13 protein-coding genes and 1 rRNA gene are annotated in these 19,441 nt (G+C 72.3%); 7 read left to right on the top strand and 7 right to left on the bottom strand.

Features of this window, described 5'->3' with window-relative positions:
• Positions 1–184: 184 nt before the first annotated feature.
• Positions 185–1,432, top strand: coding sequence for a hypothetical protein (locus J5X75_RS11990; protein WP_208467438.1), 1,248 nt, complete (start codon positions 185–187; stop codon positions 1,430–1,432).
• A gap of 25 nt (positions 1,433–1,457) precedes the next feature.
• Here J5X75_RS11990 and J5X75_RS11985 read toward each other — a convergent pair whose 3' ends face one another.
• Positions 1,458–2,126, bottom strand: a complete 669-nt coding sequence (locus tag J5X75_RS11985; RefSeq protein ID WP_208467437.1) for a lysophospholipid acyltransferase family protein — start codon at positions 2,124–2,126, stop codon at positions 1,458–1,460.
• Positions 2,127–2,258: 132 nt separating this feature from the next.
• Positions 2,259–5,375, bottom strand: coding sequence for an isoleucine--tRNA ligase (gene ileS / locus J5X75_RS11980; RefSeq protein ID WP_208467436.1), 3,117 nt, complete (start codon positions 5,373–5,375; stop codon positions 2,259–2,261).
• A 379-nt stretch (positions 5,376–5,754) separates the two neighbouring features.
• Between ileS and J5X75_RS45930 the strand changes: the two genes are divergently transcribed.
• Genes J5X75_RS45930 through J5X75_RS11960 form a run of 4 tightly spaced genes read left to right on the top strand, consistent with a single transcriptional unit; the run spans position 5,755 to position 9,318 of the window.
• A complete protein-coding gene (locus J5X75_RS45930; protein WP_208467435.1) occupies positions 5,755–6,762 on the top strand; it encodes an ArsR/SmtB family transcription factor in 1,008 nt (335 codons plus the stop codon).
• Between the two features lie 29 nt (positions 6,763–6,791).
• Complete coding sequence (locus tag J5X75_RS11970; protein WP_208467434.1) at positions 6,792–7,769, top strand: ABC transporter ATP-binding protein; 978 nt, start codon at positions 6,792–6,794, stop codon at positions 7,767–7,769.
• Entirely contained in the window at positions 7,766–8,536 is a 771-nt protein-coding gene (locus tag J5X75_RS11965; protein ID WP_208467433.1) for an ABC transporter permease, read from the top strand. The genes J5X75_RS11970 and J5X75_RS11965 overlap by 4 nt, the downstream gene beginning before the upstream one ends.
• Entirely contained in the window at positions 8,533–9,318 is a 786-nt protein-coding gene (locus J5X75_RS11960) for an ABC transporter permease (RefSeq protein WP_208467432.1), read from the top strand. The genes J5X75_RS11965 and J5X75_RS11960 overlap by 4 nt, the downstream gene beginning before the upstream one ends.
• 12 nt (positions 9,319–9,330) lie before the next feature.
• Here J5X75_RS11960 and ndk read toward each other — a convergent pair whose 3' ends face one another.
• On the bottom strand, positions 9,331–9,747 hold the full coding sequence (gene ndk / locus J5X75_RS11955) for a nucleoside-diphosphate kinase (protein WP_208467431.1): 417 nt from the start codon (positions 9,745–9,747) through the stop codon (positions 9,331–9,333).
• A gap of 149 nt (positions 9,748–9,896) precedes the next feature.
• Between ndk and J5X75_RS45415 the strand changes: the two genes are divergently transcribed.
• Complete coding sequence (locus J5X75_RS45415; RefSeq protein WP_307798037.1) at positions 9,897–13,757, top strand: VOC family protein; 3,861 nt, start codon at positions 9,897–9,899, stop codon at positions 13,755–13,757.
• A gap of 33 nt (positions 13,758–13,790) precedes the next feature.
• Here J5X75_RS45415 and J5X75_RS11945 read toward each other — a convergent pair whose 3' ends face one another.
• Genes J5X75_RS11945 through J5X75_RS11935 form a run of 3 tightly spaced genes read right to left on the bottom strand, consistent with a single transcriptional unit; the run spans position 13,791 to position 18,105 of the window.
• On the bottom strand, positions 13,791–14,150 hold the full coding sequence (locus tag J5X75_RS11945; RefSeq protein ID WP_208467430.1) for a DUF4233 domain-containing protein: 360 nt from the start codon (positions 14,148–14,150) through the stop codon (positions 13,791–13,793).
• On the bottom strand, positions 14,147–15,478 hold the full coding sequence (locus tag J5X75_RS11940; protein WP_208467429.1) for a bifunctional folylpolyglutamate synthase/dihydrofolate synthase: 1,332 nt from the start codon (positions 15,476–15,478) through the stop codon (positions 14,147–14,149). The genes J5X75_RS11945 and J5X75_RS11940 overlap by 4 nt, the downstream gene beginning before the upstream one ends.
• Positions 15,475–18,105 (bottom strand): valine--tRNA ligase, encoded by a 2,631-nt coding sequence (locus tag J5X75_RS11935; RefSeq protein ID WP_208467428.1) that lies wholly within the window; start codon positions 18,103–18,105, stop codon positions 15,475–15,477. Before J5X75_RS11935 ends, J5X75_RS11940 begins: the two co-directional genes overlap by 4 nt.
• Positions 18,106–18,230: 125 nt before the next feature.
• On the opposite strand from J5X75_RS11935, the gene J5X75_RS11930 reads away from it, so the two are divergent.
• The gene (locus J5X75_RS11930) at positions 18,231–19,184 is read left to right on the top strand and encodes a hypothetical protein (protein WP_238487755.1); all 954 of its coding nucleotides are present in this window, start codon (positions 18,231–18,233) and stop codon (positions 19,182–19,184) included.
• Between the two features lie 179 nt (positions 19,185–19,363).
• On the opposite strand, the gene rrf is transcribed toward J5X75_RS11930, so the two are convergent.
• Positions 19,364–19,441, bottom strand: a 5S ribosomal RNA gene (gene rrf, locus J5X75_RS46550); the annotation flags it as partial.

Genomic DNA, 19,441 nt, shown 5'->3' with positions numbered 1-19,441 from the left:
ACCTCTTCCGTCTGCACGCGAACGTGAATCCGGGCACTCATCCGGCCAGTGAGGCCGGACGATGCCAAGTCCGGGTAACCATACGACTCCGGAGCGTCTCGCACATCGCCCTCGTTGTCCGCCATTGGTGTCCGCTGCCCGGATCCGGCCCGGCCGCCCGATTGGCACGGCGTCCCTAACCTGGGTGAAGACGACTGTGTCGCCGAGCGTGGAGGAGATCGGAGAGATGGCCGACCCGCAGCCGGGCGACGAGACTCCGGCCGCCGGAATGCCCGACCCCACCCGGGACGCCGGATCCGGCGAGAACGACCCGCCCACCGCGGCGCTTCCCGGGCGGTGGAGCGGCGCCGCCGCGGTGCCCGAGACCGGTCCGCGCCGTTCCCGCTGGTCCCGCATGGTCGACCGGCTCACCGGCGGCGAGGCCGAGCCGGAGGACGACCGCACCGCGGTGCCGGCCGTCGACCCGTGGGCCGATCAGGACACCCCGGTCTGGGCGGACCCCTGGACCACACCGGTCGCGCCGGTCGCGCCGGTCGACCTGCCGGCGACCCGCCTCGACGCGCCCGTTCCGGCGCCGTCGGCCCCGCCCACCCGGGCGGCGGCCCCGAAACCCGCCGTCCCGCCACCGGGCACCTACCCGCCGCCGGCCGCCGGCACCGGCCTGCCGGCGCTGCTCCCGCCGAAGGTCCGCGCCTGGGGCCGCCGCACCGCCACGAAGGGCCAGGAAGCGGCCCGCCGTACCGCGGCGAGAGGTCAGGAGGCGGCCGGCGGCGCCCCGGAGAAGCTGCGGTCGTGGGGCCGGAAGGTCACGACCCCGGACCGGATCCCGGTTCAGCCCCGCCCGCCGGCCACGCCACCACCCTGGGCGGCCCGGCCGCTGCCAAGGCCACGCCGGCGCCGCCGGCTGCGCCGCGTCGTGCTGCTGGTGGTCATCGGGCTGGCCCTCGGCTACTGGCTGGTGCCGGGCGCCCGGCAGTACCCGGTGACGGCCGCGCTCCCGGACTCCTTCGCCGATCTGAAACTGCGCGACACCGCGGCCGGCCAGCGTGCCGCACAGCGGCTGGCCGACGAGTTGCAGTCGGCCGGCTCGGGCGGCGACTCCTTCGCCGGCATCTACGCCGACGGGCGCGGCAAGCGGGTCACCGTCTTCGGCGTCACCGGGTTCCGGCTGACCCCGGGTTCCGACGTGGAGGCTCAGCTGGCGCGGCTGTCCGACTCGCTCCGGCTGCGCGACGTGCAGCCGTTCGACCTGGGTGTGTTCGGCGCGTATCAGCTCTGCGGGACCGGCCGGCTGGAGGACACGGCGGTGGTGGCGTGCGCTTGGGCGGACCACGGCAGTCTCGCCACGGTCCTGCTCACCCGGCGGTCGCTGGAGGAGAGTGCCGAGCTGGTGAGCAGCCTCCGCGACACCGTCCTGGAGCCGGCCGCGTGACACGGCCGGCGCTGGGGGCCGTGTTCTATTCCTCGCGCTTGGGGGCGTAGCGGGGAACGTACTCCTGACCGGTGAGGCGCTGGATCTCGCCCATCACCTGGTCGGTGAGTTCGCGCAGCGCGGTGCGGTCGTCGGACCGGCCCACGGTGTCGATCGGCTTGCCGAACTTGACCGTGATGACGCCGCGCTGCAGCTTCGGGACGAGGCGGCCGATCGGCTGAACCTTGTCGGTCCCGAGGACGCCGACCGGAATGATCGGGACGCCCGCGGCGACGGCCAGCCGGGCGACGCCGGTCCGCCCGCGGTAGAGGCGGCCGTCGGGCGACCGGGTGCCCTCGGGATAGACCGCGACCAGCTCGCCGCCGCGCAGCGCCGGGATGGCGGCGTCGAAGGCGGTGAGGGCGGCCCGGCCGCCGGCACGCTCGACGCGGATGGCGCCGAGGCCCTCCATCAGCTTGCGGTTCAGGAAACCCTTGACGCCGGTGCCGGTGAAGTAGTCGGACTTGGCCCAGAAGGCCAGGTGGCGGGGCACCGCGGCGCCGAGGAGGAGCTCGTCGGCGACGGAGAGGTGATTGCCCGCGAAGATGGCGCCCCCGGTCTGCGGGATGTTCTCGATGCCTTCGACGTGCGGCCGCCAGCCGGTCATCAGCACCTTGCCGACAGTGACCTTGCCGATCGAGTAGAGCAGCGGCAACTCGTCCTCCGGACGCGTGGGGGGTGGATGGTGTTGTGAGGTTAGCTGACAGTGGCCGCGATGTACCTAGTGATCTTGGACCAGCCCGGACATTCGCCCACACCAGGCGAACATCCGGGCCAATCGGTTGAATCACACGGCCGAAACGGTCACCGTGACCTGCTCGGCGTCGCCGACCTCGCCCGTGAAGCCCTCCGCCAGCTCGGCGAACTCCACCGACGTGGCGAGAGTCTCACCGGCGACGAACTCCCGGTACGCCTCGACCGCGGCCCGGACCACCGGCGCGGCCGACAGCACGAGCGCGATCCGGTCGCTGACGTCGAGGTCGGCGTCCCGGCGGGCCTGCTGCACGACGCGGATCACGTCGCGGGCCAGCCCCTCGGTGGCCAGCTCCTCGGTGACGACCGTGTCGAGGACCACGACACCACCGCCGGCCGGCAGCGGCGCGGAGTTCTCCACGTCGGCGGCGACCAGCTTCAGCTCGTACTCCCCCTCGGCGAGGGTGACGCCGGCCGCGACCGGCGCGCCGTCGACGAGCTGCCACTCGCCGCTCTTGACCGCCTTGATCACCTGCTGGACCTGCTTGCCGACCCGGGGGCCGAGCGCCCGCGGGACGACCGTCAGAACCTGCTGGCAGTACGCGGCCACGTCGTCGGTGAAGACCACGTCCTTGACGTTGACCTCGTCCTTGAGCAGGTCACCGAGGCCGGCCAGCCGGCTTCCGTCGGCGGTGGCGACGGTGAGCGTGGCCAGCGGCAGCCGGACCCGCAACCCCTTGGCCTTGCGCAGCGACAGGGCCGCCGACGCCACGTCCCGGATCGCGTCCATCGACGCGACCAGCTCGTGGTCGGCCGGGAACACGTCCGCCGAGGGCCAGTCGGTCAGGTGCACCGAACGGCCACCGGTCAGACCCCGCCAGATCTCCTCGGCGGTCAGCGGCGCGAGCGGCGCCACCACCCGGGTGAGGGTCTCCAGCACGGTGGCCAGGGTGTCGAAGGCGTCCTCGTCGCCGGCCCAGAAACGGTCCCTCGACCGGCGCACGTACCAGTTGGTCAGGGCGTCGAGGTAGCTTCGCACGGTCGCCGCCGCGCCCGAGATGTCGTAGTCGTCCATCTGGCTCTGGACGTCGGCGACGAGCTCCCGGGTCTTCGCGAGCACGTAGCGGTCGAGCAGGTGCTGCGAGTCCGTCCGGAACTTCGCCTCGTACCCCGAGGCGTTCGCGTACAGGCTGAAGAAGTACCAGACGTTCCACAGCGGCAGCAGCACCTGCCGGACCGAGTCACGGATCGCCACCTCGGTGACCGGCATGTCGCCACCCCGGAGCACCGGAGACGACATCAGCATCCAGCGCATGGCGTCCGACCCGTAGGTGTCGAACACCCGGTACACGTCCGGATAATTCCGCAAAGACTTGGACATCTTGCGACCGTCCTCGCCCAGCAGGATGCCGTGGCTCAGGCAGTTGCGGAACGCGGGCCGGTCGAACAGCGCCGTGGCCAGCACGTGCATGGTGTAGAACCAGCCGCGGGTCTGCCCGATGTACTCGACGATGAAGTCGCCCGGGTAGTGGTGCTCGAACCAGTCCTTGTTCTCGAACGGATAGTGCACCTGGGCGAACGGCATCGACCCGGACTCGAACCAGCAGTCCAGCACCTCGGGCACGCGCCGCATCATCGACCGGCCGGTGGGGTCGTCCGGGTTCGGGCGGACCAGCTGGTCGACATAGGGCCGGTGCAGGTCGGTGATGGCCACCCCGAAGTCACGCGACAGCTCCTCGTAGGAGCCGTAGACGTCGACGCGCGGGTACTGCGGGTCGTCCGACTTCCACACCGGGATCGGCGAGCCCCAGAACCGGTTCCGGGAGATCGACCAGTCGCGGGCGTTGGCCAGCCACTTGCCGAACGAGCCGTCCTTGATGTGCGACGGCGTCCAGCTGATCTGCTGGTTCAGCTCGACCATCCGGTCCCGGAACGTGCTCACCGCCACGAACCAGGACGACACCGCCTTGTAGACGAGCGGGGTGTCGCAGCGCCAGCAGTGCGGGTACGAGTGCGTGTACCCGTCGTGGCGCAGCACCACGCCGCGCTCCTTCAGCGTGGCGATCACCGGCTTGTTGGCGTCGAACACCTGCAGGCCCTGGTAGTCCGGGACCAGCGAGGTGAACCGGGTGTGGTCGTCGACGGTCACGACGGTCGGGATGCCGGCCGCGTTGCACGCGTTCTGGTCGTCCTCACCGAAGGCCGGGGCCATGTGGACGACACCGGTGCCGTCCTCGGTGGTCACGAAGTCGGCGCCGAGGACCTGGAAGGCGTTCTCGCCGCCCGGCTCGACCAGGAAGTCGAACAGGGGGGTGTAGCGGCGGCCGACGAGGTCCCGACCGTAGACGCTGCCGACCTGCTCGTAGCCTTCGAGCTCCTTGGCGTAGGCGCCGACCCGCCCCGCACCCACCAGCAGCTTCTGGCCGGAATCATCGGACATGACGGCGTACTCGATGTCCGGTCCGACCGCGAGCGCCAGGTTCGACGGCAGCGTCCACGGCGTGGTGGTCCAGACCGCGATGTCCTCGCCCGAGTCGAGCCGGAACTTCACCGTCAGAGCCGGGTCGGTCCGGTCCCGGTAGACGTCGTCCATCCGCGTCTCGGTGTTGGACAGCGGCGTCTCGCACCGGAAGCAGTAGGCGAGGACCCGGAAGCCCTCGTACACCAGGCCCTTGTCATGCAGCGTCTTGAACGCCCACATGACCGATTCCATGTACTCCGGGTCGAGGGTCTTGTAGTCGTTCTGGAAGTCCACCCACCGGGCCTGGCGGGTGACGTAACGCTCCCAGTCCTTGGTGTAGGCGAGCACCGACGTCCGGCAGGCCTCGTTGAACTTGTCGATGCCCAGGTCGACGATCTGCGCCTTGGTGGTGATGCCGAGTTGCTTCTCCGCCTCGACCTCGGCGGGCAGGCCGTGCGTGTCCCAGCCGAACCGCCGCTCCACCCGCTTGCCGCGCATCGTCTGGTAGCGCGGCACCAGGTCCTTCACGTACCCGGTGAACAGGTGGCCGTAGTGCGGCAGGCCGTTGGCGAACGGCGGACCGTCGTAGAAGACGTACTCGTTCGCGCCGTTCTCCCCCGCCGGGCGCCGCTCGACGGACGCCTCGAACGTCTTGTCGGCGGCCCAGTGATCGAGGATGGCACGCTCGACCGCCGGCAGATCCGGGCTGGCCGGAACGCCGGCGGCGTCGGTGTGTTTCGGGTAGGCCATCTGGTGTTCCCCTCAAGCAGTTCACATGACGTGACTGCGAGGACGAGCCTTCGACGAAGACCCGCGGTACCACCTCGCTTGGCGGTTCGTGGAGACCCGCCCGCTCATTCGCCGGAAGGCTGCGCGGTCCGGTGTCCGCCCGGTTCTACTAGGGCCCAGGGCCCGTTCTTCCGGAGGCTCCCCGGTGATGGCCGGTTCAAAGCCTGCGTGCGCACAACGATACCGGGCACGCTCGGCTTCCCTCATCCGCATTACCCCGAGGGGTACGGGCTCCGCGCGGCCGCCGTGGGCCGGAAGCGGCGTCCGTCGCTGCTCGCGCCCGGTGCCGCCCGCGCCGGGCGGAGCTGCCCACTCACCCTTCGACCGTAGACTCGTGACCGTGATCCGGATCGAGCTCGACGAACCGACGCTGTCGCGTACCCGGATCGCGATCAGCCCGCTGATCGAGACGGTCTGCGGGCTCTGGCTGCTGCAACGCAACCCGGAGACGGCGCCCTGGCCGTACGACGGCTGGGCCCGGCGGGCGCGGGCCGTGCTGCGCTCCGATCCGGCGACCGCCCCGCTGCGGGTCTACTTCGAGGTGGGCCGGATGCTGCCGGACTTCCTCGCCCCGATGCCGGGATCGCCGGCGCCCACCATCGACGAGCAGCTCGACGAGGTCCGGCACACGCCCGCCGAGGTGATCGCGGGGCAGATCGCCCGGCACCATCCGGACGGCGTGCCACCCTGCCTGCGCCCGTTCGTCGACGACCGGGAGAACGCGCTGAACCGGCTCACCGACGCGCTCGCCGCCTTCTGGGACGGGGCCATGGCGCCGTACTGGCCGGCCATGCGGGCCGCGCTGGACGAGGAGGTGCTGCTGCGGGCCCGGGCGCTGGCCGCCGACGGCCCGGACGCCCTGCTCGCCCGGCTGCACGACCGGGTCCGCTGGCAACGGCCGGTGCTCACCCTGATGAAACAGCTGGAGGACGACGTCACCGCGACCGACCAGCGGCTCCTGCTCGTACCGCTGATCTTCTCGCGGGGCGCGCTGCTCTACTCCTCGGACCATCCCGAGGTGGTGCTGGTGACCTACCAGGCGCGCGGCGCCGCCGTCCTGGCCGAGAGCCACACCCCGGCCCCGGACGACCGGCTCGCCCTGCTCATCGGCCGGGGCCGGGCCACCGTGCTGCGGGCACTGACCACCCCGGCCACCACCACCGGGCTGGCAGAGGTGCTGGGGCTGGCGCCGAGCACGGTCTCCGAGCACCTGGCCGGGTTGCAGGCCGCCGGGGTGGTGCACCGGCGGCGGGCCGGGCGGCGGGTCCTCTACGGCCTGGAACCGGCCGGGCTGGCTCTGGTCAAGCTGCTCGGCGACGATTCGGCCACGACCGAATTCGTTTCCTGAATCGACGGTCGTTCCCTAGTTTTCCCGGCATGGAAAGCGACTACGCCATCGAGGCGGAGGGCCTGCGCCGCACGTACCGGACCCGCACCGGCTGGCTGCGGCCCCGGCGCGAGACGGTGGAGGCGGTCCGCGGGGTCGACCTGACGGTGCGCCGCGGCGAACTGTTCGGCCTGCTCGGCCCGAACGGCGCCGGCAAGACCACCACCATCAAGATGCTCAACACCCTGCTCATCCCGACCGCCGGCACCGCGCGGATCCGCGGCTTCGACGTGGTCGAGCAGACCCGGGAGGTACGACGGCGGATCGGGTACGTGTTCGGCGGCGACCGCGGCCTCTACGACCGGCTGTCGGCGCTGGACAACCTGCGGTACTTCGCCGAGCTGTACGGCGTACCGCCCCGCGACCAGAAACGGCGGATCGCCGAACTGCTGGAACTCGTCGGGCTCACCGGACGGGAGAGGGAGCGGGTCGAGGGCTACTCCCGCGGCATGCGGCAGCGGCTGCACATCGCCCGCGGGCTGCTGCACGCCCCCGAGGTGCTGTTCCTCGACGAGCCGTCGATCGGGGTGGATCCGGTCGCCGCCCGGGAGCTGCGCCGCACCGTGGCCGGGCTGGCCGCGAACGGCGCCACGGTCGTGCTGACCACGCACTACATGGCCGAGGCGGACGAGCTCTGCGACCGGATCGCGGTGATCTCCGGCGGCGAGATCCAGGCTCTCGGCACACCGGCCGAGCTGCGGAGCCGGGCAGACGGGCGGCGGGTCGTGGAGGTCGAGGCGTACGGCGTCCCGGACACCGCGATCAGCGCCCTACGGGGGCTGCCCGGCGTCCGCGAGACCTCGGTGGAGGACCGCGGTGCGCTGCAACTGCTGACCGTCCAGTCGGACGCGCACGTCGACGTCCAGGGTGACGTGCTGCGGGAGCTCGCCGGGATCCGGCTGGGCCGGGTGGACAGCCGGGAGCCGACGCTGGAGGACGCGTACGTGGCGATCGTGGGCGCCGCATGAGGACACTGCGCACCCTGCTGATCGGCACCCTGCTGCGCGCCAAGCACCTCAGCCGGTCCCCGTTCGAGGTCGCCCTGGCGCTGGTCATCCCGCTGGTCCAGGCCACCCTGGCGGTCTACCTGTTCCGGGCCGGCGACGAGCCGCACCGGCTGCTGGAGGCCGCGGTCGGCGCCGGCCTGATGGGCGTCTGGGCCTCGGTGCTCACCGGCTCCGGCGGCGCCATCCAGCACCAGCGGTTCGAGGGCACCCTGGAGATCATCATGCTGACGCCCCGGCACCCGGTGCTGGTGGTCCTGCCGCTCACCGCCGCCACCGCGGTCACCGGCTGCTACGCGCTGGTCGCCACCCTGCTGTGGGGCCGGATCGTGTACGGCATCCCGATCGACCTGGCGCACCCGCTCGCCTTCGGGGCCGCCACCCTGGCCTGCATCGCCGGGCTCGGCATGTTCGGCCTGCTGCTGGCGTCCACGTTCGTGCTGATGCGCAACGCCAACGCGCTGGCCAACCCGCTCGACTACCCGATCTGGCTGCTCTCCGGGATGCTCGTGCCGATCAGCGTGCTGCCGGCCTGGACCGCCCCGATCGCGGCCGTCCTGCCGACCACGTGGGGTGCCCGGGCGCTGCGCGAGGCCACCGTCGGCGGGCCGGTCTGGCCGTCGATCGGGATCTGCCTGGCCCTCGGCACGGTGTGCCTGGTGCTCGGCGCGGTCCTGCTGAAATCGTTCGAACGCCGCGCCCGCGCGGCCGCGACCCTGGCGCTGGCATGAGGACACTGAGGCTGATGGGCATCGGGGGCGCGCTGGCGTACCGGGCCCTGTTCAACTGGACCACCCCCGCCATGTACACCGGGACGCTGCTCGCCGGCCCCACCTTCCAACTGCTGTTCTTCGCCTATCTGGGGCGGCAGTTGCAGGTGGCCGACGACCGGTTCTTCATCGTCGGCAACGCGGTGCTGGCCGCGTCCACCGCCTGCGTGTTCGGCGGGACGATGGCGGTGGCCAACGAGCGCCGCTACGGCACCCTCGGCCACGTGCTGCTGTCCCCGCGCAGCCGGACCGTGGTGTTCTGGGGCCGGGTGCTGCCGTACGCCGGAAACGGCCTGCTCATCGCCGCGTTCACGCTGCTCATGGGCGTGTTGCTGCTCGGCCTGCGGATCCCCGTCACGGCCCTGCCCGGCCTGGCGCTGGCCCTGGCCGCCGGCTCCCTGGCCTGCGGCTTCTTCGGGCTCGCGCTCGGCGCGCTGGGTCTGCGGTTCCGCGACGTGTGGGTGGTCTCCAACGTGTCGGCCGCGCTGCTGCTCCTGCTGACCGGGGTCAACGTGCCGCGCGACGGACTGCCCGACTGGATGATCACTGTCGGACAGCTGCTGCCGATCACCCACGCGGCGGAAGCGGCCCGGCTGCTCGCCGCCGGGCGCGGCCTCGAAGCGGCCGCGCCCGCGCTGGGCCGGGAACTGCTGGTCGGCGCCGGCTACGCGGTCCTCGCCGCGCTCCTGCTCAAGGTCTTCGAGGCCGAATCTCGTCGCCGGGCCAGCCTGGAGACCCTGTAACGACTGTCAGATCTAGAACTTCGGGAACCAGAGCGCCAGCTCGCGCTCGGCGCTCTCCGGGGAATCGGAGGCGTGCACCAGGTTCTCCCGGTTGGAGAGTGCCAGGTCACCACGGATCGTGCCGGCGGCCGCCTTGCGGCCGTCGGTCGCGCCGATCATGGACCGGACCACCTCGACGGCCGAGTCACCGGAAAGGATCAGAGCCGCCAGCGGGCCACTCGTCATAAAGTCCTTCAGCGGCGGGTAGAAGGCCTTGTCCACATGCTCGGCGTAGTGCGCGTCGGCCAGGGAGCCGTCCATCGTGCGCAACTCCAGCGCCTCAATGACCAGGCCCTTACTCTCGAAACGGGACAGAATCTCGCCGAGCAGGCCGCGGCGTACCGCGTCGGGCTTGATCAGGACGAGCGAACGCTCGGTGGGGCTGGACACGCAGTTCCTCCGTTATCACTACAGGCCGACACGCGGGGAGTTCAGCCTATCGGTACCGCGAACGGGGCGAGCGGCGATGTCCGTACTGCCGCACTTTCGCGGACGCACCACCGGGCCATAACCTGACGGGAACAACCGGGAGGTCCACAGTGGCGAACCAGACCGGCCGGCCAATCGCCCCGGCGCGCAAGCTGGTAGCGGCGATCATGGCCACGCTGGCGGCCTTCGTGATCGTTTACGGGCTCGGCATGCGCAGTTCGGCCGTCGCCTTCTTCGGCGTCGCCGTTCTCGCCATCGCCATAGCGGTCGCTTTCCTCAACGTGTCGCGCCGCGGCGGCCGGGCCACCGTGGCGGGCACCGCCGAGGTGCGGTCGATCACCGAGCCGCCGCCGGTCGGGGCGTACGGGCGGGCCACCATCGACCTCATCGTGGTGGCGCCCGGCCTGGGCGCCTTCGACGCCACGGTCCGCGAGTCCCGGGTGCCGATCGAGAAGTGGCCGGATCCGGGCACGACCGTCCCGATCACCGTCGACGTCGACGACACCCGCCGCGTCCGGATCAACTGGAAGGACGCCGTCGCCCGCCCCCTGGACGGAGACCCGCCGCCGCCTCCCGCCCCCACCGACGGCCTCCCACCGGACGACCTCGACGACGAGTTGCTCGGCCCCGCCGACGCGGCCCCTTGGGAGGGCCGCGACCGCGAGTGGGACGTCGACACCACCGAGGACCCGCCACCCCCGCCCGGCCCGCGTGCCTCCTCCGGCGGGTTCGGCCGCCGGAGCGCCACGCCGGTCGTGGTCCGCGACACGCCCGCCGGCACCATCGTCGAAGGCCAGGTGGTCGGCACCGACGAGGAGCCGCCCCCGCTGCCCCGCCGGGCCCGCCCGTTCGGCCCCGCCGCCGCCAGCGCGTCCACCGCCTTCGACGACCCGCCACGGTCCGGTGCACGCGACCACGCCGAAGACTTCACCACCTCGTCGTACGACCCGGACCCCACCCCGTCGTCCGGCCCCACCCCGTCGGCGGGCCCGCGCCCAGGCCCCGGCCCCGGCCCGTCGACCGGCCCGCGCCCAGCCCCCGGCCCCACATCGTCGGCCCGCCCGGCCCCCGGCCCCACCCCATCGGCCGGCCCGCGCCCGACCCCGGGCCCCACATCGTCGGCCCGCCCGGCCCCCGGCCCCGCCGCGTCGTTCGCGGGACCGCCGTCCGGCGCGGCCTTCGCCACCTCGCCGGCGGATGCCACCGGCCCCGACCTCTCCGACCCGTCCGCAGGCGGACCCGGCCCGGCGAGCGGCCCCCGCACCACGACCGCCTCGGCCACCGCCCGCCCGCCGGGCTCCCGCCCGAGCCCACGCCCCCGGAGCGCCTCCGCCACCGCGACGGTCGAGCGCGACACCCCACCGGCCGCGTCCCGCACCACCAGGACGGCCACCACCGTGCCCCCGGCCCAGCGCACATCAACCGAGTCGGCTTCCACGCCACCGGCTGATCTCCACACCACCGAGGCCTCCAGCACGGCCGAACCCGACCGGACCGAGACCGACCGGACCGAGAGCAACCGGACCGGAATCAACCGGGGCGAGACCAACCGGGCCGAGACCAACCAGACCGAGACCAACCGAGCCGAGAGCAACTGGGCCGAGACCGACCGGGCCGAGAGCAACCGGGCCGAGAGCAACCGGGCCGAGACCGACCGGACCGGAAGCAACCGGACCGAGACCGACCGGACCGGAAGCAACCGGGCCGAGACCAGCTGGACCGAGACCAACCAGGCCGAGAGCAACCGGGCCGAGAGCAACCGGGCCGCGTCCCCGGCGCCCCGACCGCGCCGGCCCACCGAAGCCGGCGGCAGTGCACCGTCCACCCAGACCGCCCCGGAAGCGGAGACTCCTCAGAGCACCGTCCATCAGTCCGGCCTTCACGCGAACGAGACCGACACCGAGAGGCCCGAGACCAGCACAGCGGGCGCACACCGCGCCCACACCCACGCCGAACCCCAGGCCGATCCGGTCGTCGATCTCGATCTGGAGGACACCGACTCGGCCGCCGATCTCGGCCCGAGAGACACCGACTCGGCCGTCGACCTGGATCTGGAGGCCACCGACCCGGCCGTCGACCTGGACCTGGACGGCCCGCCCACCCGCACAGCGCGCTCCAGCACCGCGGCCGCAGCCGGCACCGCCGCGGCCTCGTCCCGGTCGGGGGCGATCCCGCGCCAGGCATCCCACCGCCGAGCCGACGACATCGACCCTCCGGCGCATCCCTCCGACGGCGCAGCCGTCCCCGGCATCCCCCGTGAGACCCCGGCTGGTCCGGACACCTCCGACCGAGGTCGCCACGATCGTGAGGCCGCCGGTCCGCGATCCGCCCCGGAGGCCACGGCCACCTCCAGCGCGCCGACGGTCCCCGCCGAGCACCCGTCTTCGCAGGCCCCCGAGGGCTCGCGGCGGCCACGCCGCAGCGCCGGGCCGGTCGATCCCGTCTCGCCCGCTTCCCGGGCGCCCCGAATCGGCACTCCCCCGCCACCACCCCATGCGTGGAGCCAGGGCCTGAAGCCACCACCGCCTCCGGCCCCGCGCCCGGCCGACGCCCCGCCACCGCCGCCCAGGCGCGTGCCCCGCCCGACTCACACGGCACCGCCCCCGCCCCCGGCCCGGCCCGCACCGCAAACGGCCGCCCCGGCACGGCCCAGCCCACAGACGGCCGCCCAGGCGCCAGCCCGGCCCAGCCCACAGGCCGGCGCCCAGACGCCAGCTCCGCCCAGCCCACAGGCCGGCGCCCAGACGCCAGCCCAGCCCAGCCCACAGACGGCCGCCCAGACGCCAGCCCGGCCCAGCCCACAGACGGCCGCCCAGGCGGCACCCCCGGCTCGGGCCGAAGCACCGCCCCGGGAGCCGTGGTCCCGGCCATCGCAGGCGACCGCACCCCGCGGCGCCGAACGCTGGGCCGCGCCCGCCCCCGGGGCATCGGATCACCCGGCGCCGCGGCAGTCCGCACCGAGCGCCCCCGCCCAGCCGCCCCACGACGACCGCTGGGCGCGTCCCACGGCCTCCCCGTGGGCGGAGCCGGAGGAGGAACCCACCCCGGTTCCCCCGAACGTCGACGCCCATCCGCTGGGCAGCCGAACCCGGTTCTTCGTGCAGCCGGGCACCGAGCCGGGCGCCGAGGACGAGCCGGACACCAGGCCGGGGCCGGGGCCGACCCCGGTGGCGTTCCCGGCGCGGCCCCGCCCGGAGCGCGCCACGCCCTCGCCGGCCCCGCTGACGACGCCCCCGACCGCCCCGGCCCCGGACCGCCCGTTCCCGAGCGCGCCGGCGCCGGCCGCCTCGCGTCCGTCCCGCGACCACGTCGACATTCCGCTGGATCTGCCGTTGCGCGGCAATCCGGAACCGGCCCCGGAGACGTCCCCGCAGGCGGCGCCCGCGGTGGCCGACGGCATCGTCGCGCCTCCGGCACAGCCGCCGAAGGGCACGTCGGCGTTACGTGACGGCATCCTGGGTGTGGCGGTGGGCCGCGCGGCCGTCGCACCGCATCCGGAGGGCGGCAACCCGTGGGGTGATTTCGCCGGCCGTAACGAGCCGGACGAGCATGCCGCCGAGGTGATCACCGGCTATCCGAGCGCCCGTCCGGGCCCGGCCGGCTCGATTCACGGGGTGGGCATCACGATCCTGGTCACCGATCTGGCGCGCTCGACCGAGTTCTACCGGGACGTGCTCGGCTTTCACGAGATCGACAACGGCGACGGCAGTGCCGTGCTGGCGTCCGGCGACACCCGCCTGGTGCTGCGTACGGTGCACAACCTGTCGTCCGACGCGGGCCGGCTGATCTACCTGAACTTGGAGGTCGGCGACATCGAGGCGGTGCACGCCGAGTTGCGGGAGAAGGGTGTCAAGTTCGTCCACTCGCCGCGCCCGGTGAACCGTGGCGACCGGCTGGAGCTGTGGTCGGCGACGTTCCGCGACCCGGACAACCACAACATCGCCATCACCCAGTGGCGGGCCATCCACTGACGGGTGTCACCCGGTCCCGGACGGGACCGGGTGTCAGCCCAGGATCGTCCGGCGTACGTGCAGCACGTACGCCCACGTCAACCCGAAGATCAGCCCGACCGCGGCCAGGGTCCAGTGCAGGAACCCGCCGAGCAGCAGCAGGACCTGGAGCACGGTGCCGCCGGCCCACGCCCAGCTCCGTTTCATGCTGCCGGCCAGCACGATCGCCAGGACGACGAGGACGAGCACCAGGGTGATCGCCGGGCCGCTGTCGTCCCCGGCGATCATCTTCAGGGGCGCCACCATGAGCAGCAGCACGACCGTCTCCAGCGCCAGCGTCCCGGCGCCGAGTCCCCGTACCGCTGCTTGGGGGTTCTTGAGCCCGGAGGGGCGAGGCTCTTGCGGGGCGCTCATCGTTTGAGCAGCTTCCGCGCGTCGGCGACGGTGACGACCGATCCGGTGATCAGCACCGCGATGCCGCTGGTGTCCCCGGAGGCGTCCTCCTCGGCCAGGACGACGGCCTCCTCGATGGCGTCGGGCATGGTGGCCGTGACCGTGACCCGGTCCTCACCGAAGACGGCCACCGCCAGCCGGCCCAGCTCTTCGGCGGGCATGGCGCGCGGTGAGCTGTTCTGCGTCACCACGATCTTGGCGGCGACCGGTTCGAGCAGGTCGAGAAGGCCGGTGACGTCCTTGTCGCCAAGCACCGACACCACCGCCACCAGGTGCCGGAAGGAGAACTCCTCCTCCAGCGCGGTGACCGTGGCGGCCATCCCGTGCGGGTTGTGCGCGCCGTCGAGCAGGATGGTGGGCGCGCTGCGTACCCGTTCCAGCCGGCCGGGCGAGTCCACCTGGGCGAACCCTTCCCGGACCAGGTCGACATCGAGTTGCTTGCCGGCGCCGGCGCCGAGGAAGGCCTCGACGGCGGCGAGCGCGATCGCGGCGTTCTGCGCCTGGTGGGCGCCGAAGAGCGGCAGGAAGATCTCGTCGTAGACGCCGCCGAGCCCTTGCAGGGTGAGCACCTGCCCGCCGACCGCCTGGGTCCGTTCGACCACCCCGAACTCGCTGCCCTCCCGGGCGAGGGTGGCCTGCATGTCGGCGCACCGTTCGAGGATGGGCCGCATGGCCTCCTCGTTCTGGAGCGCGGTGATCACGGTGGCGCCCTGGTGGATGATGCCCACCTTGTGCCAGGCGATGTCCTCGATCGTGTCGCCGAGCCACTCGGTGTGGTCGAGCCCGATCGGGGTGAGCACGCACACGCCGGCGTCGATGACGTTGGTGGCGTCCTCCTCGCCGCCGAGCCCCACCTCGACGACCGCGATGTCCACCGGCGCGTCGGCGAACGCCGCGTACGCCATGGCCGTCGTCATGTCGAAGTAGGTGAGCGGCTCGGCGTGACGCGCGTCGACGAGCTCGGCCAGCGGCGCCACCTCGCCGTACGTGGCGACGAGCCGCTCCTCCGACACCGGTTCCCCGTCGAGGCTGATCCGCTCGCGGACGCTTTCCAGGTGGGGGCTGGTGTAGCGCCCGGTGTGCAGCCCGTGCGCCCGCAGCAGCGCGTCGATCATCCGCGCCGTGCTGGTCTTGCCGTTGGTCCCGGTCAGGTGGATCGCCGGGTACGCCCGCTGCGGACTGCCCAGCACGTCCATCAGATCCCGGATCTTCTGCATGTCGAAGGCCATGCGGGTGAAGCCGCGCTTGTCCAGCGCGGCCTCGACCTCGTCGTACTCGGGGTTGCTCATGACGCCGGCAGTGCCTCGAGGGCGGCGGCGATCCGGACCAGGTCGGCCTCGGCGGCGGCGAGCCGGTCCTTGATCTTCGCGACCACGGCTTCCGGCGCCTTGCCGACGAAGGCCTCGTTGCCGAGTTTGGCCCGGCACTGGGTGGCCTCCTTCTCGGCGGCCGCCCGGTCCTTCTCCAGCCGGGCCCGTTCGGCGGCCACGTCGATGGCGCCCCGGGTGTCCAGGTCGACGGTGATCCCACCGGTCACCGCGAGGGTGGCGGTGGCGGCGAAGTCGGCGCCGGGCGCGTCGAGCCGGGCCAGCGAACGGATCAGCGGCTCGTGCGCGCCGATGCCGACGTTGCCCAGGCCGGTGAGCGCCGCGGTGACCCGCTGGCTCGGCTTGAGCCCCTGGTCGGAACGGAACCGCCGGACCTCGGTGACCACCTTCTGGAGGGCGGCCAGCTCCTCCTCGGCGGCGTCGTCGACGAGCGCCTGGTCGACCGACGGCCACGCCGCCTTCATCACCGTCTCGCCGCCGGTGAGCGCGATCCACAGCTCCTCGGTGACGAACGGGATGACCGGGTGCAGCAGGCGCAGCAGCTGGTCGAGCACGTGCCCGAGCACCCGCCGGGTGTTCTCCCCACCCGAGGCGAGGACCGGCTTGCTCAGCTCGACGTACCAGTCGCACACGTCGTCCCACGCGAAGTGGTACAGAGCGTCACAGACCTTGGCGTACTCATAGGCCGCGAAGTAGCCGTCGACCTCCGCGGTCACATGCTGGAGGCGGGACAGGATCCACTTGTCGATGGCGGACAGCTCGGAGGACGGCGGCAGGTCACCGGCAACGGTGGCGCCGTTCATCAGTGCGAACCGGGTCGCGTTCCACAGCTTGTTGCAGAAGTTGCGGGAGCCCTGGCACCACTCCTCGCTGATCGGCACGTCGGAGCCGGGGTTGGCGCCGCGGGCCAGCGTGAAGCGGGTGGCGTCGGCGCCGTACCGGTCGATCCAGTCGAGCGGGTCGACCACGTTGCCGAACGACTTCGACATCTTCTTGCCGAACTGGTCGCGCACCATGCCGTGCAGGTTGACCACGTCGAACGGCTGCCTGCCGTCCATCGCGTAGAGACCGAACATCATCATCCGGGCGACCCAGAAGAAGAGGATGTCGTAGCCGGTCACCAGCACGCTGGTCGGGTAGAACTTCTCCAGGTCGGCGGTCTGCTCCGGCCAGCCGAGCGTGGAGAACGGCCACAGGCCCGAGGAGAACCAGGTGTCGAGGACGTCCTCGTCCTGCTTCCAGCCCTCGCCGGTGGGCGGCTGCTCGTCCGGTCCGACGCAGACGACCTCGCCGTCCGGCCCGTACCAGACCGGGATCCGGTGCCCCCACCACAGCTGCCGCGAGATGCACCAGTCGTGCATGTTGTCGACCCAGGCGAAGTACCGCTTGGACAGCTCCGCCGGCTCGATCTTGACCCGGCCGTCACGGACCGCGTCCCCGGCGGCCTTGGCCAGCGGCTTCGTGTTGACGAACCACTGCAACGACAGCCGCGGCTCCACCGTGGTCTTGCACCGCGAACAGTGCCCCACCGAGTGCAGGTAGGGCCGCTTCTCGGCGACGATCCGGCCCTGCTCCCGCAGCGCCGCCACGATCGCCGGGCGGGCCTCATAACGATCAAGACCTTCGAACGGCCCGGGTACGGTGATGATCGCCCGCTCGTCCATGATCGCCGGACTGGGCAGACCGTGCCGCTGGCCGATCTCGAAGTCATTGGGGTCGTGCGCCGGGGTCACCTTGACGGCGCCGGTGCCGAACGACGGGTCGACGTGCTCGTCCGCCACGATCGGGATACGCCGGCCGGTCAGCGGCAGCTCGACCTCGGTGCCGACCAGGTGCTTGTACCGCTCGTCGTCGGGGTGCACGGCCACCGCGGTGTCACCGAGCATCGTCTCGGCACGGGTGGTGGCGACGACGATCGCATTATCGCCCTCGCCGTACCGGATCGAGACCAGCTCGCCCTCGTCCTCGGTGTGCTCCACCTCGATGTCGCTGAGCGCGGTGAGGCAGCGCGGGCACCAGTTGATGATCCGGTTGGCCCGGTAGATCAGCTCGTCCTCGTACAGCCGCTTGAAGATCGTCTGAACGGCGCGGGAGAGGCCCTCGTCCATGGTGAACCGCTCGCGCGACCAGTCGACGGAGTCGCCGAGCCGCTTCATCTGCCCGAGGATGGCGCCGCCGGACTCGGCCTTCCACTCCCAGACCCGCTCGACGAACTTCTCCCGCCCCAGGTCGTGCCGGGACAGCTGCTGCGCGGCGAGTTGCCGCTCCACCACGTTCTGCGTGGCGATGCCGGCGTGGTCCATGCCGGGCAGCCACAGCACCTCGTAGCCCTGCATCCGCTTGAGCCGGACCAGGGTGTCCTGAATCGTGTGGTCGAGGGCGTGCCCCACATGCAGGGACCCGGTCACGTTCGGCGGCGGGATCACGATCGTGAACGGCGGCTTGTCACTCTTCGGGTCCGCGGTGAAGTAACCCTCCGATACCCACCGCTCGTACCGCCGCTGCTCTACCTCGCCCGGCTGGTACTGGGCGGAGAGGCCACCGGTGGGCCGGCTGTCGGGAGTACGGGGTTCGGTCTCATCGGTCACCCGACAAGTCTACGGATCCCCGCCCACCGACCCGAATTCGCACCTCCTCCGAAGGACCCCGGCACCCCGGGTGATCGGCCCGTCCACCACCCACAGCACCGGCCGCCACCGGATAGGCTCGCCTGATGTCGGACCGCGGTCAGCACACACCCTCTCCCGCCTCCCCCGAGCAGGCGGAGCCCGGGCCCGCTGCGGAGTCCCCCGCGGACCAGCCCACTCCCCACCCCGGCACCCCTCCATCACCCGCCCCCGCCGACACCCCGCCGCCCGCGGCCACCCCCGCGCCTAGCGACAATCCGCGGCCCGCGGCTGGACCGGCGCCCGTCGAAACTCCGCCGCCCGCAGACGGCCCGGCGCTCATCGAGACTCCGCCGCCCGCGGCCGGCTCACTCTTCAGCGCGCCCGAAGCGCCGGCCGACGGTGAAACCCCACTGGAACTGAGCGCGACCCCCGACGACCCGGACGGTGACAACGCGTTCGGTCTGACTGCGGAGAGCGACGACACCACCCGCCCCGCGAAGCCCCGCAGCAGGACCCGCACGATCGTCCTGGCGAGCCTGCTCGCGGTGACGGTCGCCGGAGCCGGCACCATGGCCGTCCTCGGCTGGCGGATCAACTCCCAGCGCAACGCGACGCTCGCCACCCCGACCAGCATCGGCTCGCTCACCCTCGACGACAGCGAGGAGGCCACCGCGACCGCCGACTACCTGCAGACCGCTCTCTCCGCGGAGATCCCGATGACCAAGGCGGTGGGCGCCGTCTACACCGGGGCCGACGAGAAGAGCGTCCTGTTCTTCGGCGGCACCAGGCTCATCTGGTCCCCCAGTTCCGAGCTGGACACCGCCTTCGACCTGGTGGGCGACGACCAGGGCGCGGTCACCGACATCAAAGACGTGGAAGCCGGCGATCTGGGCGGCACCATGAAATGCGGAGTCACCCATTCTCCCGAGGGCGACCTGACGGTCTGCGGCTGGGCCGACCACGGCAGCCTGGCCCTGGCCATGTTCCCGAACCGCACTCCCGCCGAAGCCGCCCCTTTGCTGCTCCAGATCCGTTCCGCCACCCAAACCCGAAGCTAAAACCCTTTCCCGGTACGCACGTCCCCGCCCCCAAACGCACCACCCCCGTTCCGGGAGTCCCCGCAAGGCGCTGCGCCGTCCCAGCCGTGCAGCGCCCGCCGGGCGTGAGCGTTCCGTCGCCAAAAAAAGGCAAAAAGAAAGGCCCACCCCGTACGGGGTGGGCCTTTCTATCACGTTGAGTCCGGCGGCGTCCTACTCTCCCACACCCTCCCGAGTGCAGTACCATCGGCGCTGGAGGGCTTAGCTACCGGGTTCGG

The sequence above is a fragment of the Actinoplanes flavus genome, from assembly GCF_017592555.1.
GTDB lineage: Bacteria > Actinomycetota > Actinomycetes > Mycobacteriales > Micromonosporaceae > Actinoplanes > Actinoplanes flavus.
Note: the sequence above shows the minus strand (reverse complement) of the source record. Positions and strands in the feature narration are given on the sequence as shown.